We start from the raw sequence: 16,537 nt of genomic DNA, 5'->3' as shown, positions 1-16,537 counted from the left end.
TCCCCAGAACGGCAAAGCCAAAACCCGCCATTCCAGGCCGCCCAGGGCACACCGAACTCGACGTGTCCCGCTGGAGAAACTTTTTCGGGCCGAGACGCCTGTGGAGCCAACTCTGGCTCTCAACCTGGGCGACTCCGAGATGGCAACCATGCAGGCCCGGCGCGTCGTCGACCTCGTCACCCGGATCGCGGTCATAGCGATCTCGGTAGGAGGGTCAGCCTCTGAGGCCGTCGCGATGGCGCTGCGCATCACCGCAACATACGGGGTCACCGTCCACATCGATATTACGAATACCTCAGTTATCGTCACCCAGCATCGTGGACTGGACGAGGACCCCATCACCGCATTGCGGGTGGTTCGTTCGCGCAGCAACGATTACCAGCGCCTCGGTGAACTGCAACTCCTCGTCGACGACATCTGTGACAAAACCGTCGGGCTTGAGGAGGCCGCGGACCGTCTGGCGGCCATCACGCGCAGCCCCCGTCTATACCGTCAGTGGTTCGTCACAATGAACATGGGTCTCATGGGGGCGGGACTGTCCACCCTGTTCGGCGGTACCGCCTTGGACGGTGTGCTGAGCTTCTTCTCGACGTGCATCGTCGACGCCGCTGTCCAGGCGATGGCGCGCAAGCGAATCACGAATTTCTTCGCCCAGGCAGCCGGTGGCGCCATCGCGACCGCATTCGCCCTCATCGTCATGGTGTACATGGCGGCTTCCGATCACCCTCTGCCCCTGTCCCCATCCCTCATCGTCGCCTCTGGAATCGTTTCTCTGCTAGCCGGTAGCTCCTTCGTCGCGGCCTCCCAGGACGCCCTCGACGGCTACGTCGTCACAAGCTCCGGACGGTTCTTGGAAGGGTTTGTACAAACCGGTGGGATCATTCTCGGCGTCATCACGGCGATGTGGATCGGACTGAGGCTCGGGGTGCCCGGGTACATCTCGCCCTCCCTGAGATTCTCCACCGATCCGATCCTGCAAATGGTCGCTGCCGCAGTCATTGCCGTAACCTTCGGCATCTCCTCCCACGCTGGGTATCGCACCCTGGCCATTTGCGCAGTACTGGGCGCGGCCGCCTGGGCGGGATACCTGCTGGGCATGGAACTGACGAGATCGGTGTCGGCAGCCTCAGGGCTCGGAGCCATGGTGGCGGGCCTCATCGCGGGCCTGGGGGCGAAGCGCTGGAAGGTGCCCCAACTTGGCTTGGTGACGATCGCCATCGTCCCCCTGATGCCCGGCGTCATGATGTATCGGGCCCTATACATGATCGTCAATGCACAGAACGACGCCGGCGGCACCTCGGGCAACGGCTGGGCCCTCTTTCTGGAGGCCCTTTTCGTCGGCGTCGCGCTGGCCGTTGGTGGCAGTTTCGGCGCGCTGTTAGCCCGTCCCTTCACTCTCCCGAAAGATCTGCGGTCCCGGTTGGCAACCCTTGCTTCCTGGGGTGCCGGTCAGGCGGTCCCGCGTGAGCAGCGTCGGCGGCGGTCCCTGCCTCCTGCGGACCCCCACCATCCGGCCCTCAACAACACCGAGACCGACCCGTCTATGACGGGAACGTGGGCGCGGTAGGCTTCAGTCCAGTCGCTGCATCCGCGGTCGCGGCACCGGCACGGCGACCATCATCACCAAGGCCAGCAACACCGGGGGGACCAGCACGATGAGCGCTAACCACAGCAGCGGCATCGGCGCTGGCCGATTGGAGCCGAGCCACGTCATGACGGCAACCGGCACGAATCCCACCAGGAAACCAAGAATCTGACCAAGGCCTGTCGTCACGAGGGTTTGTACTGCCACCATTCGTCTGAGGGTCGCCTTCGACGCCCCCATCGACGCGATAGCAGTACGCGACCCCCTCGAGTCGGACAGGGTCAAGGCCACCACCACGGCGCCGACGCACACCGCCAACACCGTGCCCACCACCGCCGCCCAACGCATCACAGTCCCAGCAGTGTCCGAGTAGCCTTTCTCCCACATGAACCTCGAGGGCGACCCGGTGACGTCCATGAGGGAACGTTGCAGATGCTCCCCCTCCCTCGCGGTCGGAGTGTGTGGCAGCCGCAACCACACCGTCGACGATTGAGTTTTCATCTTGTCGGGGCTTACTCCGAGCACCTTGGCAGCCGTCCTACGGCTGATGAGGTTGGGCACACCGTATCCCAGGGCATGGCGGGGAGCCTGAATAGCTGGAAGCACGGTGGTTCCGGTATTGGGAAGTTCGCCGCTGTTAGAGATGATGGCCTGCGAAACCCGTGTGGCATCAGGCGAGAACAGGACGACTCCGTCGTTGAGGGCCTTCATCACCCTGCCGTCTGCTTTCTCCCCGGTCAGCAGCTTATAGAAGGTACCGTCGTCAATGACCACCGTCGACGACATCGCTCCGTTAGGTATCTTGGGGGCGACTTCGAGACTGCTAGTGCAGTACTTCCCGTCCTGTCCGCACGTCACCGGCATCTCCGGCCGTAGATATTTCACGTGCGGCCCGAAAACCGCAGTGACCCGTTTGATCTCCCCTGCGACACGATCGTCCGAAGCCCTGACCCCATCATCTCGTTCGCCAGCGAGAACCCCAATGTGGTCTCCGAACTCCGGGAGGTAATCAGCCCTGTCCTGGATGGCGACGCTGTCGCAGAGCGTGACGGCGGCGCACGCCAACACGGCGACAGCCATGGATGCGGCAACCCCAGGCACCGCCCTTCCCCGGTTGCGGTTGAGATCGCGCAGCGCAAATCGGACCGGCAGCCGCGACGATTTGCGCCCCGAAGTCTTTTCCACCAACCAGGGCATGGCGCACACGGCGGCCAGGTACAGCACGACGATGGTGATGACCGCACCGATATTAGTCAGACGCACCATCGCGTCGCGCGTCGACCCGCGATGGCCGTACATGACGCCACCGACGCCGACGAGCAGACCGATCACCGCAATGATGATTGCCGATGTCGGTCGTTGCGTGGGCCGCGCCGCAGCTTCAGCATGCTTGACTCCCATGAGGACGTCTTGACGGGCAACGTCACGAGCCGGGAACCAACAAGCGGCCAGCGCCGCGAGGAGACCGACGATGAACCCGGCGGTGGCATATCCCCAATCGGCCCCATAGGCGATGTAACCAGGATTCAACATTCGAATGATGGCCACCGCACCATTGCCCAGGCCCACACCAAGGCCCACGCCGAGCAGCGCTCCAGCCAGGCCTAGCAGCAGTCCCTGATAGATCATCACAGCCATGAGGTCACGTCGAGCAGCCCCGGTGATGCCCAGCAGGGCTAGCATCCGCCGCTGCTGGCGAGCACCAATAGCAAATGCTGCGGCTGCGATGGTGGCCACGACGATGGCCGAGAGCACCCCAGCGGCCAGGGTCAGGGCAAACATGTCCCGTTCGGAGGTGTCGTCTTGATTGACGCTCTCCTCGGCACGGCGGTCGGCGACGCCCAACCCTGACGCGTTGAGCTGCTTGACCTGCTGCTTGGTGAGCGATACGCCATTGACGTAGTAGCTGAGCTCTCCGCCACGGGCCAACGGGCTGTCGGGAGCCACCCAGATGACTGGGCCGGGCCCCGACCATCCTTCCCGAACTACCCCAGTGACGGTGTACCGGTGCCGGTTGACGGTTACTCGGGACCCCACTGACCAGCCGTAATCCTTCGCAGCGCGGGTGGTCACCCAGATGTTGTTGCCGGTAGGCATGGGTCCGCGAGGGAGCTCCATGCGGTGGGGACGCATGGTCGCCAGGTCCATCGCTTTGACCGTGGCTGGCAAGGTGGCGAGCCGCCAGGAGACGCTAGCCTCGATGGTCCTCAAGAGGTGCAATTCATGGCCGGGAAGCTTCAGGTTGGTCAGTGCTTCCTGTTGCAGGGCTCGTTGGTGCGCATCTGGCTCGGCACTGTCGGCGCAGTACGCGTTGGTCAGCCCTTGCTGGGAACAGTGACCATCCCAATTCGACATCGGGCTAATGATCATGTCGGCATCACCGTAGTTGGTGAGAACCTGGTTGGCAGAGATACTGCCATCCGAACGCAGGAGCACCCCTAACCCAGACATGACGGCTACCGGCAGGGCTATGAGCATCACGATGAGCAGGGAGCGCATCTTGTGCCTGCCGATGTCACGCACGGCTAAACGATTGATGACACGGCGGTGGGGTCGTCCACGGGCGATAGCTTCTCCGGAGAGGCGAACCCTACTCGTCGAAGAACTGTCAGGCGTTGCCCGGTTTGGCGTCACCATTGGCCATGCTTCGGGTTGTCGTTAAGCAGCTCCATAGGATCGCTGACGACTTGAGACTCATCGACAAGCCTGCCGTCACGCAGGAAGACCACCCGGTCGGCCCACGCCGCGTGACGGGCCTCGTGGGTCACCAGGATGACGGCAACTCCCTCGTCAGCGAGAGCCCGGACGAGGGCCATGATTTCGTCGCCGGTGGCCGAGTCTAGGGCGCCGGTAGGCTCATCGGCCAGCAAAACACGGCGATCCCCGACGATGCCGCGTGCGATAGCTACCCGTTGACGCTGCCCACCCGACATCTCCTCAATGTGGCGATCAACTAACTCCGGGACGCCGACACGATCAAGGGCGATCTCGGCGGCCTTTCGGGCACGGATAGCCGAGACCCCGTCAAGTTCCAGCGGCAGGGATACGTTCTCGACGGCGGTAAGGGTAGGTACGAGGTTGTAGTCCTGGAAGACGAAGCCGAGCTGACGACGTCGCACCCGCGCTAGGTCGTCGCGAGGCATGCCACCAAGAGGCTCACCGCACACCGACACCGTTCCAGCGGTGGGCTGGTCCAACCCGCCAGCCAGGCCCAGGAGGGTGGACTTACCGGACCCCGACGGCCCCATGACGGCGGCGAAGGCGCCAGGGTTGACACCCAAGCTGACGTCAACGATGGCGTCGACTCGTTGCTCACCCTCACCAAAAGAACGACTCACGTGGTCCAAAGACAACACAGTGCGCCGAGCGGTAGGAGCGATCTGATCAGCGGCGCGCGACGGGCTCGACGCCATCCGATTCAGGCCTCCTGGACGGCCTTAGAACCCTCGGCCATTAGCTCGACGGGCTGATGAGCGCAGGCATGAGAAGCCTGTACCGCCTTGGATTCGCAGTGGTCAAGCCACCGGACTTCTGCCTCTGCGACGAAGATCATCCCGTCAACAAGTAGCTGGCCGGCGAGGTCGTCCTCTGCGACGCCACGGCGGGCCTGACGGAACTCTTGCAATTGGTGTATGGTGGCGTGACGTTGATCCTGGATGAGGGCGGCGACATCAATGTCTTTCGAGGTAGCCGCTAGGGCGATCTTGATGGCCAATTCATTGCGAGGCGGGTTGGCTGGTGCGATCGGAGTAGTGAACCATTGGCGCACCTCCTCCCGACCCTTCGAGCTAATGGTGGCGATAACCCTGCCATCAGGAGTCTCATCACCGCGGTAACACAACCCGTCACGCTCAAGGCGGTCCAACGTCGTGTAAACCTGCCCAATGTTTAAGGGCCAAGTGTGATTTGTGCGTCGATCAAACTCATTTTTGATCTCATACCCATGACGAGGCTTCTCAGCCAGTAACGCGAGGATGGCGAACTTGATGGACATATGGCCTCCAGGTGCCGTGCTTCAATCTCGCTCAATAGTCGCATACGCAATATCCGTCAGTCAAGGAGTTATCCGATCTTTGGCCACTTGGCGAAACACGGCGCTCGTCACGCGCCGACCCCTACATGGAGGCGACCCTCGAAGGCGCGTCCCAGGGTGACCTCGTCGGCGTATTCCAGGTCACCACCGACCGGGAGGCCAGAGGCTAGCCGGGATACCGTCACGCCCATGGGGCCAATGAGGCGGGAAAGATACGTCGCCGTCGCTTCCCCCTCAAGGTTTGGGTTGGTGGCCAGGATCACCTCGGTGACGGTTTCGTCAGCCAGTCGTTGGCACAACTCGCGGATGTGGAGATCGGCTGGGCCTTTTCCATCCAGCGGCGAGATCACTCCACCAAGAACGTGATACAGGCCGCGGAACTGCCGGGTGCGCTCCACAGCAATGACGTCTTTGGATTCCTCGACAACGCAAATCATCGACCGGTCACGACGTGGGTCGCGGCAGTACTGGCACACCTCATCGGAGGACACATTGAAACAAACCTTACAGAATTTAGCCTTCTCCTTGACCTCGCGCAGGGCGTCGGCCAGTTCATTGATCTCCTCGGTGGGAGCGTCAAGGATGTGGAAGGCGATCCGCTGCGCACCCTTCGGCCCGATCCCCGGCAGCCGAGAAAGGGCGTCAATGAGTTCTTGCAACGGACCGTCGTACATCGATTTTCCTGTCTAGTGTGCTGGGGTAGCTCACAGCCCAAGGCCGGGCATCTGCGGCATGAGAGCCTGCTGCATGGTGTGGGCCTGTCCGGTGGCGTCCTTGACAGCAGCCACCACGAGGTCGGCGAGGGTTTCGGCATCGGTGTCTTCGAGGACCTCAGGCGCAATCGTCAGTGCATCGAGTTCACCGGTTCCAGTGACAGTGGCGCGAACGAGACCGCCTCCAGCGGTGCCCTCAAAACTGCTCTCCGCGAGCCGGTTCTGGGCCGCTTCGAGCTGACTCTGAACGGACTGGGCCTGCGCGAGCAAGGCACCCATGTCGAGTCCCCCGAGGTCGAATCCTCCAGTGGTCATAGTGTCTCCCGTATGTGTGGCCCCTGATCCTCACCGGTGGGGCGTGTCGTCACCCACAGTAGCCGTCGGTAACGACGAGATCTTGGGTCGATACGTCCACACGCATTCATCTGGCGGTTGGGTCACCATCAGTGTCGATGACGACCCCACCAAGCTCGCGCATGATGAGGTCAATCGGGCTCTCGGTGGACTCTTCCAAGACGGCGTCGTCCCACCCCCCATCGTCATCCAGTGGCTCCTCGACTTGAGCTGGTCGCGAAGTCGCCTCAAGGGGGCGCACGCTTCCTTTAGCGCGCTCGCTCCAACGGTGAGCGGGTCTACCCCCAGCAGCGGAGGATGCGACCGACGATGGCGCGCCGCCAGAGGTGCTCTGCCGCGGCGACATCCCGTTGGTCTCGGCACGCTCGGCAGCCTCGATGTGACCCTCGCCTGGCATTAGGTCAGGCTCAGGATCGGCTGCTTCACCGCTACCAGAGTCTGGCGCGCCAGCTACTGACCTAGATCCGACGACCTTGTCGCGGACATCTCCGGACTGGTCCGCAGCCGTGGTATCAGAGGTGGAATCGTCATCCGTCGATTCATTGGGATGGGAGCTGGTCACCGGCGGGTTTGGCGCCTCCGGTGAGGCGTCATCAAAACTCGATTGACAGCTACCCGGCCGGCCCTGGGAATCCCGGCCGGGACGAGTAGGGTCCGGCGGGCCGTCACCCCGATTCGGACCTTGATCGTGTGACCCCCGCTCCCAGGGGTCATCGACCGGTGGTTCCTGAGCAACTGGCTCATTATGGGGCTCAGGACGGACGGCGGCCGGAGGTTCCCCAACGACCGCAGTGAAAGCCAGGTCCACACCCAACACCTTCACGACGGCGTCGTGTAAGACCTTGGGATAATTACCGGCAGCGAAGTTTTCCCGGGCCCCGGTATTGGTGAATCCTAGGGTGGCTTGATTGCCGTGGACCTCAAGCACCTGCGCGTACTTGTTGAGAACCATCCACGCGACACGTCCGCCATCCTTGACGGCTTCGAGGACCTGCGGCCACTCGCGACGTAACGTCGTGATGTCTACAGCGCTATCAGGGCGTTCGTTCTGTTGAGTGGAAGGTTGCTGGAGTTGGCCCGGTGAGGAGTCCTGATGATCCCGCTGGGGCGGCTGGTGGCCCTGTGGCTTGGGCTGCTGACGCTGACTAGTTGACGAGCCGCCCTGCTGTCCTGGCCTCTGCGTCACTTGGCCCTGCTCGCCGCGATGGTGCTGGCTGGACGGCGGCTGTTCAACAGGCTGATTGCCGGGCCGGTAATCCTTACGACTGGGACGCGGTCGCCCGGATGGACGCTGCCTTGCCAATGGGGCGTCGTGGTGCTCCGGCTCGGACCGGTTCTCCGGGCCTGAGGGGTGCTCCGCTAGCCAGTGCTGAGGAGGAGCAGCCTGCTGTGGTGTACCCGCATTACGGGAGGCAAGCTGGGCAACGACCGGACGTTCGGCGAGTTCAGCCTCGTCGACGGGGCCAGAGACGCCGATTCTTCTCTCTAAGCGCTCCAGACGTGCATGGATGCCACGACCGTCCGTGTCGGCTCCGGGTAGCAGAATCCGCGAGCACATTAGCTCTAGGTGGAGCCTGGGGGCGGTAGTGCCACGCATATTAGTCAGCCCAGTAGCCAATACCTCGGCAGCACGCGTGAGTTCACCCGCGCCAAAACCGGCCACCTGATGAGTCAGTCGGGTGGCTTGCTCCGGTGAGACATCGATGAGTCCGGTCCGGCAGGCGTCAGGAACCGCCGAGAGGATGACGAGATCCCGCATCCGACGCAGCAGGTCCTCAGCGAAACGGCGAGGATCTTGACCCACTTCAATGACCTTGTCGATCGTGACAAAAACCTGGTGGGCGTCCCCAGCAGCGAAGGCGTCAACGATCTCGTCGAGGAGGGCCTGCGGGGTGTAGCCGAGTAGGGCTGCTGCTTGCTCGTAGCTAACATGGCCGTCAGCGGCACCACCGAGAAGCTGGTCGAGCACCGAAAGACTGTCTCGCACCGACCCACCACCGGCACGCACCACCAGCGGTAGGACGGCATGGTCGACGTCGATCCCCTCCTTGCTGCATAGCCCAGCCAGATATTCGACAAGTACCTTCGGCGGCACAAGGCGGAACGGGTAGTGGTGGGTCCGGGAGCGAATCGTCCCGATGACTTTTTCTGGTTCTGTGGTCGCGAAGATGAATTTGACGTGTGGCGGGGGCTCCTCGACGAGTTTCAGCAAGGCGTTAAAGCCCTGTGGGGTGACCATGTGAGCCTCGTCAATGATGTAAATCTTGTAGCGCGAGTGCACTGGGGCAAAAAAGGCGCGCTCCCGTAAGTCACGGGCATCATCGACTCCACCGTGTGAAGCAGCGTCAATTTCGATGACGTCAATTGATCCGGGGCCGCCACAGGCCAAGTCGCGACAGGACTGACACTTTCCGCAGGGTGTCAGCGTCGGACCCTGATCACAGTTCAGCGCTCGGGCGAGGATGCGGGCGGTCGTCGTCTTACCACAGCCACGCGGCCCTGAGAATAGATACGCGTGGTTGACGCGGTTATTGAGGATGGCGCGCTTAAGAGGCTCAATGACGTGATCCTCACCGATGACCTCGTCGAAGGTCTCCGGACGGTAACGCCGATAGAGGGCCAGTGGAGGCTCTGGGAGATCGTCATCGGGGATGCTGTCAGGATCTTCCACGATGAGCTCCTGAACCCGCTCGATGACGTCGGTGGAATCCTTTTCATCCTCGCCAGTCTCAAGACCGTCAGGCTCCTCAGGGGTCTCGGGACCGTCCAACAGTCCCGGATCGTGCGGATCCGCAAGAAGGTCATCGTCAGGGGTCGCCTCGTCGGGAGGCATGACCGGACGCGGCGGCTCCTCGTCGCCGAAAAGATCCGGACCGCCCTGTTCAAAGCCCCGAGGCTCGACGACCTCGCCCTCCATGCCCGGCTCAGACACCCTCTCATCCACGAAGAGAACCCTAGTTGACGACCGCGACACAGTCTCATCGGCCCGGCGAGCTTCGCACGGAACACACTCGGCCTGGAACTCAGCCAAAAAAGACCAGTAAGAAACTGATCACCGTAACAACGGCAAAGGTGACCCATGCGATCTGGACCGCAGAGCGTACCGGGTGGCCGAGCCGCTTAGCTTTACGGCCACACGACGTGGTCACGAGCGGGGGGATGAAGAAGGCCACAACATCTAGGCCAACGACTGTCCAGGTTAGCCAGGCCGGCACCCCGCTGTCATGAAGCTGGGGGTAACCGAGATTGGCCGGCAACATCGTTTGGGCCATCATTCCGACGATGCCGGCAACAACAAATAGCAGCAGCGAACACCAGGTGATACCTGCCCAGATGGAACCGGCACGGTCGGTCGTGATGATGCGTCGCTGATCGTCCATAGCGACCCTCCTTCCGGGCATTGATCAAAACCTCATAAGGCACGGCTGCCGCGGACATGAAAAGGGGCTCCCCGCGCACCCGGTAGAGCCAACCTACCCTTGCTACCTCTCGGTCCTGGGGGAGTTCAGTCAGGTGCCGCCGCACGGGGAACCGAACTCCAGTGTAACCGACGGACCATTGCGGGAACAACCTGTGGCAGCACTGCGCGAATCACACCTCCTGCTATGGCGCGTAGCTCGCCGTAGCATTACTGACACGTTTTCCACGGCGGAGGAGGCATGATGGCGAGGATCGACGTGTGGCTCTGGTCGGTGCGCGTCTATAAATCCCGATCGTTGGCCACCGCCGCCGTCAGGGGCGGCCACATTCGCCTCAATGGGGACACAGTCAAGCCCTCCCACAACGTGAGGCCCGGCGATATCGTCACCATCCACACCCCCGGATGGGACCGAGTCTTCAAGGTCGTCAACCCGATCGCGAAGAGGATTGGCGCCAAACTCGCAGTCGAGGCCTATGAGGATCTGTCAGCTCCTCGTCCCGCCTACCTGTCCGCTCCCCTTGCCCGCCGCGATCGTGGGGCTGGACGACCCACCAAGAAGGACCGCCGAGAGATCGATCGGCTCCGAGGCCGGGACTCTCACTATTGATGACTCTTCGCCCGGCCTAACACACCACAATTCGCGGCCGAATTGGCGCCACGCACCAAGTCCATGTACTCTGCTCGATGGAGGATTCGCCTAGAGGCCTATGGCGCTCGCTTGGAAAGCGGGTTGGGTTCACGCCCTCACGAGTTCGAATCTCGTATCCTCCGCGGTAAGTCCGTCTTTCGGCCCACCCGGGGTGGACATTTTCATTATGAGTCCACTGCACCTTTTCAGGGACCATCCCGGGGTAGTACCTCGGGTTCTCGACCCGCGCCATTCGCGCACCCCTCAAGGTCGGTGACTATACCCCGGCATAAAGAGCGGGTATATTTCTCGGCGCATAAATCAGACGGCGCAAAGGTGACCCCAGAATGACCAAGAAATTGACGAAAACCTGCTTGCTGGGCATGGTCGGCATCATGACGATCGGCCTTGCAGCGTGCGGGGATAAGACGAACTCGTCATCCGATACCCCTGCAAACCCCTCACCGTCCACCAAGACAGTCAAGCGAATTAGCAAGAATGACTTCACCAAGGCGTTCTCCCACAAGAAGATCGATGGCCACACATTTGTCATCCAGGACAACTCCCAGCTCAAGGCCGTCGTGGACGAGCTCGACAAGATGCTCAGCCAAGCGAGGGTCTCCCCGGCTGGATGCGACGCGGCCCTCAGGCAGTCCTCCATTGGCCTCACTTCACACGAGATCAGCGACACTCTCGTGGCCGTCAGTGACAAACCATCTACACGAATCATCGTCACTACGGCCATGTCCGACCGCCAGAAGAAGGCATACAAATCACAAGAAGAACAGACTTCCAAGTGTGGCCATACCACGTTGTCTACGCAAGGTGTCAACCACAGCCTAGGAATAAACATCAAGGCGTCACCCATCAAAGGATACGAAAATATCTCCAAGCAAGCCGCTCTTTTCGATGTCTCCGTCAAAAGGAGTACCGGAACCTCTGGTCACGGCTATCAGGCATACATCTGGCTCAACAATGATCAGGCGATCCGCATCTTCGGACGAGACGCCGGAATAGTCAAGTCCACGCTGCAGTCAGCCACCAGTGCGCTGGGAATCGTTAAGAAGTGACACAGGGCGTATAGCAGCCTCAAAAGTCTAGTGCCTGCTGACTGCGCTCAGGACATGTCAGCAGGCCGGACAGCGGGGCATCACGCTGCACTTTGCTCAAAGAGCAAAGGATCATTCAGTGGTCGACGCCCATGGTGGCCAGGTTTCGATGACCTATGATTCTTTCGGCAATATGGTGCGTTGCGTCGATCGGGCTGGAAACGTTACCTCACACCGCTATGACCAGCGAGGGAGGCTGACGCACACGGACCTTCCCACTGGGGGCACGATCGACTGTTCGTGGGACGATCTGGATCGGCTTGTGAGCACGACCTTGGCCAATGGCGCCCGCACCACGCTTGACTACGACAGCACTAACCGTGATCCGGTGCGTGTCACGGATCCGTGCGGTGGCGTCACCTGCTTAGAGTGGAAGGATGGGTTGCTCCTGCGCGCCACAAATCCCGTCGGGGTGAGCCTGAGGTTTTCCTATGATCATCACGCGGACCTGGTGTCTATTGAGAATGCCCATGGGGAGGCTTCTCATCTCATCCGTGACGATGCGGGACGTATTGTCGAGACGATCTCACCGGGCGGTGTAACGACGCGGTTCGGCTACGATGACGCTGGTCACCTGGCCACCGTGGTCACGCCGGATGGTGCGACATGGGCACATCGTCATGATGTGGCCGGTCGTCTGATCGAGTTGGTTGCTCCCGATAGCGGGGTCACAAAGTGGGAGTATCGCCCAGACGGTCAGATCGCCAGGGTCATTGATCCTCTCGGGCGCGTCATTGAACGCTCCTACGATGATTTAGGCAATGTGGCAGGCATGCAGCTTCCTGACGGCAGCGCTTGGGGCTTCGCCTATGACGCGCTGTCGCGGTTGACACATGTGATGGCCCCGGATGCGGCCCAGTGGACGTATGCCTATGACGTTGACGGCAACCTTTCCGGCGTCACTGATCCGGCCGGTTTCACCAGACTTTTTACCGATGGCCTCACTGCCAGCATCACCTCGGACGGTCACGGGCGCCAGCTCCACCGCGTAGATGTCGATCCCTACGGTCTTCCTGCTGCCGTCACCGATGTCACCGGCGCCCAGCAGATCGTCACACGCGATTTATGTGGCCGACCGGTTGAGTTCCAGGACGAATCTGGCGCGGTGACCCATGTGGAGCGCGATCTGGCAGGCCGCATTGTGGCCCTCGTCAGCCCCACCGGACTGCGCACGAGTTACAGCTATGATGCGTGTGGGCGAATGGTTGACGTCACCGATCCCGTAGGCCGCGTGACGCGTTATTCCTACACCCCGGATTTCCAGGTGGCAACAGTGACCGATCCAACTGGCGAGACCGCGCGCTATGAGTATGACGTCATGGGACGTGTTGTGCTCAGTCATGTTCCCGGTGCCGGAGTGAGCCAGTACCGATATGACCCATGCGGCAGGCTCGTGTTCAGTTGCGATCTGGTGCACGGACCACGTCACTTCAGTTACGACCGCGCTGGCCAGCTCGTAACAGCGACTAACCCAGCTGGTGGCGTCTCGCGGTACGACTACGATCGGTGTGGCCGACTCGTCACCCGCACCGATCCGACTGGTGGCCTCACCATGTATCGGCATGACGAGTGCGGGCGGATGATTTCCGTCATCGACCCGCTGGGGCGAGTCACCGAATATACCTGGGACAAGACTGGGGACCTGGCCGCCATCACCCGCCCGGATGGCACGGTTGTCAGCCATCGTCTCAGCCCTAAGGGCGTCGAGGAATACATTGATGACCAGCTGGTCAGTCGTACCCTCGTCACGTCGACCACCCGCACGGTCACTATTGATGACTACACCAATCCCACTTCACCGTGGCGCCACCTGTTTGAGTACGACCCTCGTGGGCTGCTCTTGACCCACAACATCGTCCCGGTACCAGGCAACGAATCGATTGTGGATGAGGAGCCAATCACCTCGTCCGAACAATGGTGGTATGACGCCGAGGGCCGTCGTGTACGTCATCTCACGTTGACCGGTGATTCCATCGATTACGCGTACACCAACACCGGTGAATTGGGGTCGATTCGCCATTCTCGATTGGGCGAGGTGAGCTTGGAATGGGACGCGGCCGGTCGTCTCGCGAAGCTGGGCAGTCCTCTGGGCCAGCAGCAGTGGGGGTACACCAACGGTTTCGTCACCAGCCACACCTCCTCCCGCGGGTCCACGACCATCAGTCGTGATGAGATGGGCCGAGTACTCCAGGTGAACGCACCGCACGGTGATTTCCGGTACGGGTATGACGATTCCGGCTCACTCACGTCCGCCGACGGCCCTGATGGATCGAGCCGCCGATGGGTTTATGACACGGCGGGACGGCTCGTCACCACTACGTGTCAGGACGCCGGGACCAGCCAGACCTGTCACTACGACTACGACCTCGCCGGCGAACTCGTCGCCAGGGTGATGCAATTAGAGCCTAGTGACAGCACGGTAGAGACATACTACCGGTACGATCCATGCGGCCGACGAACCGAGGCTGCGTCCTCGGCTGGGATGCGCGAGGAGTTCAGGTGGGATTCACGGGGCTGGCTCGCAGGGGTGCGAATCGTCGATCCCACACGATCCCAGGAATTTATCACTCATGTTGACACTTTCGGATGCCTGACCGACGTATCTAGTCCTACTGGACGAACTCCCATTACTTGGGATCTCGCAGCCGATGAGCCGGGACTAGTGCAGGTTGGCGGCATATCAGCATTGCCGCTTCCCGACGGTGGTGTTCTGACCCCACTGAGTGCAGACAGCGATCAGGCTAGGCCGTGGCGTCAACCGGCCATCAACCCCCTCGACCCGTATACGTTGATCCAGGAACCCCTGACGGCAGACGTCAGTATGGCGGGAGGTCATCTTGGTGTAGCTGATTTGGTATGGATGGGAGCGCGCGTTTACGACTCCGCCACGGCAAGTTTCCTGACCACCGACCCGCTTGCGGCACCACCAGGATCCTTGTGGGAGGCCACCAGTTACGGATATGCCGCCACCAATCCCCTCGCGCTAGCCGATCCACTGGGTCTGCGTCCCGTCACCGATGCCCAGATGCGACAATTCGCCGGCACTATCGACACCCGAAACCTCTGGGACCGCCACATCCGCAACGTGTTCTCGTGGGAGACCCTAGGGGGTGTTGGCCTGGCCACCATCGGAGGAGCCCTGATGTGTTTTGGGGCCGAGGTACCCGGGGCAATGCTGATCGGCGCCGGAGGCAATATGGTTTTCCAGCAGGTCGTACACGGTCACGTCGACTATGGGGAGGTTGCCTTGTCGGGGGCGTTAGCACCTGTGGGAGGCTCGGGACTCAGCGAAATCGCAGGTCTCGGAACTCGAACTCTACTCACCCGCGGCATAGAAGCCGGCGCAACCCAAGTCTACGTGATGGGCAACTACCACTGGGCAACATCACCCGGGCCCCATAACGCCGAAACTTATCTAGAGCAAGTAGGTGGGGAAACACTCAGCGGCGCCGTCTTCGGAGGCATCACCGCCACGATGGGAGGAAAAGCATACGACGCCCTCCCAGACTCAATACCCACCGGACACTTCGGCCCCATAACACAATCCTTGGGGCTAGGAAAGAGCCAACATCCTTCGTCGCACGGTACCATAGAAATGGCCAGTTAAACCTGAATCAGGCAACCTCATTCCGCGGGGCTACATTCACAAGCAAAATCGCCATAAAACCCATCAAGATATATCGTAGCTGGACGAATCCCAAATATAAATTTGGGGGATATGTTTCACGAATCCAACCAGCTGGCCCATTTCAGACTCAACTCGACTTGGCGCTTGCCCCACAATGGGGGAATACAGCCGAAAATGTGACAGAACTCGAAATACCCCGATTCGCGCCGTTCTTTGAGGGTGCGGCCGGAGCGCAGCCTGTAAAGGCCATTGAAGGCTCAGACACCCTGGGCCAGTTGCCCGGTGGCGGAAATTCAGATACTCGTTAACGACAAGCAGGTACTAGACCAATGGAAATCGACGAAATGACACCTCCAATTATGCGAATTGACTTATCAATGGTGGAGCCATTGATTCTAAATAAGATGGTGCAGATACGGCTCGACACCGGATATCTTGGTAGACCGGGCGATCAATTTGTTACGGTATCAACATGCAAGTACACCCCCAACACCAATCTAACTATAGAAATGTCCGACCCTTTCGTTTTAGAGATCGTGAATCCACGATACGCACTCATATCACAATGGCAACTACGAATATATGCCGGGGGTCCGATATCTTATTTTTCCGTCCCCAAAGAAAACGAAAATGATGAAATAATAGGATTATTATATGTCGACATTAGAGATTACACAAAACGAAGCTTCTTTAATATATGGTCCTGGGCCTTCAGCCACGAACCCATCGAACCCAAATGGTGGCACCACCTCGTCCCCCAAAAATGGCTACACTAACCGTAAACCAGACACCAAACAACGGAAAACGGCTCCCTAGCCGAAGAAAAACACTAGAACAGCAAAATCCACCAGAAGATCACAACAGAGCACATCGACGACCAAGAAGCCGCTCTATTGGATCCACTACTACTGGTGGACGAACCCGAACCCAACTCCCCCACGACAGACAAGCCGGCACACCCCAAGAACTCATCGTGAAAGACTCACCATAGACCACACTAGGGCGAGCAACGACCACCTGTGCGCCCTATCTTGGATTGGACTTCTGGTCTGGCGTTGAAACGTTC

10 protein-coding genes, 1 tRNA gene, 1 other RNA gene and 1 pseudogene are annotated in these 16,537 nt (G+C 60.6%); 5 read left to right on the top strand and 8 right to left on the bottom strand.

Going from position 1 to position 16,537, the window contains the following annotated elements:
* Positions 1 to 100 precede the first annotated feature (100 nt).
* On the top strand, positions 101 to 1,567 hold the full coding sequence (locus tag F1563_RS06110) for a threonine/serine exporter family protein (RefSeq protein WP_149302637.1): 1,467 nt from the start codon (positions 101 to 103) through the stop codon (positions 1,565 to 1,567).
* Positions 1,568 to 1,570: 3 nt separating this feature from the next.
* Here F1563_RS06110 and F1563_RS06105 read toward each other — a convergent pair whose 3' ends face one another.
* The 8 genes from F1563_RS06105 to ffs form a co-directional block, all read right to left on the bottom strand.
* Positions 1,571 to 4,222, bottom strand: coding sequence for an FtsX-like permease family protein (locus F1563_RS06105; protein ID WP_172623608.1), 2,652 nt, complete (start codon positions 4,220 to 4,222; stop codon positions 1,571 to 1,573).
* Positions 4,216 to 4,998: an ABC transporter ATP-binding protein gene (locus F1563_RS06100; RefSeq protein WP_002529137.1), complete on the bottom strand. Its 783-nt coding sequence runs from the start codon at positions 4,996 to 4,998 to the stop codon at positions 4,216 to 4,218. The genes F1563_RS06105 and F1563_RS06100 overlap by 7 nt, the downstream gene beginning before the upstream one ends.
* A 5-nt stretch (positions 4,999 to 5,003) precedes the next feature.
* Positions 5,004 to 5,579, bottom strand: a complete 576-nt coding sequence (locus F1563_RS06095) for a PadR family transcriptional regulator (RefSeq protein ID WP_002529138.1) — start codon at positions 5,577 to 5,579, stop codon at positions 5,004 to 5,006.
* A gap of 107 nt (positions 5,580 to 5,686) precedes the next feature.
* Complete coding sequence (recR, locus tag F1563_RS06090; protein WP_002529139.1) at positions 5,687 to 6,292, bottom strand: recombination mediator RecR; 606 nt, start codon at positions 6,290 to 6,292, stop codon at positions 5,687 to 5,689.
* 30 nt (positions 6,293 to 6,322) lie between these two features.
* A complete protein-coding gene (locus F1563_RS06085; RefSeq protein WP_002529140.1) occupies positions 6,323 to 6,646 on the bottom strand; it encodes a YbaB/EbfC family nucleoid-associated protein in 324 nt (107 codons plus the stop codon).
* 106 nt (positions 6,647 to 6,752) lie between these two features.
* A complete protein-coding gene (locus F1563_RS06080; RefSeq protein WP_081414932.1) occupies positions 6,753 to 9,602 on the bottom strand; it encodes a DNA polymerase III subunit gamma and tau in 2,850 nt (949 codons plus the stop codon).
* Between the two features lie 106 nt (positions 9,603 to 9,708).
* Entirely contained in the window at positions 9,709 to 10,086 is a 378-nt protein-coding gene (locus F1563_RS06075) for a hypothetical protein (RefSeq protein WP_002529143.1), read from the bottom strand.
* Positions 10,087 to 10,124: 38 nt separating this feature from the next.
* Positions 10,125 to 10,221: signal recognition particle sRNA small type (gene ffs / locus F1563_RS06070), an RNA gene on the bottom strand.
* 126 nt (positions 10,222 to 10,347) lie between these two features.
* On the opposite strand from ffs, the gene F1563_RS06065 reads away from it, so the two are divergent.
* The 4 genes and pseudogenes from F1563_RS06065 to F1563_RS15025 form a co-directional block, all read left to right on the top strand.
* Positions 10,348 to 10,713: an RNA-binding S4 domain-containing protein gene (locus tag F1563_RS06065; protein ID WP_007433936.1), complete on the top strand. Its 366-nt coding sequence runs from the start codon at positions 10,348 to 10,350 to the stop codon at positions 10,711 to 10,713.
* A 79-nt stretch (positions 10,714 to 10,792) separates the two neighbouring features.
* Positions 10,793 to 10,877 (top strand) — tRNA-Ser (locus tag F1563_RS06060).
* A gap of 204 nt (positions 10,878 to 11,081) precedes the next feature.
* Entirely contained in the window at positions 11,082 to 11,804 is a 723-nt protein-coding gene (locus F1563_RS06055) for a hypothetical protein (RefSeq protein WP_002529145.1), read from the top strand.
* Between the two features lie 118 nt (positions 11,805 to 11,922).
* Positions 11,923 to 15,819 (top strand): annotated as a pseudogene (locus F1563_RS15025) (DUF6531 domain-containing protein); the annotation flags it as partial.
* Between the last annotated feature and the right edge of the window lie 718 nt (positions 15,820 to 16,537).

This window comes from Cutibacterium modestum (genome assembly GCF_008326345.1).
Classification (GTDB): Bacteria; Actinomycetota; Actinomycetes; order Propionibacteriales; family Propionibacteriaceae; genus Cutibacterium; species Cutibacterium modestum.
The sequence above is the reverse complement of the archived record's forward strand: the minus strand, read 5'-3'. Positions and strand labels throughout refer to the sequence as shown.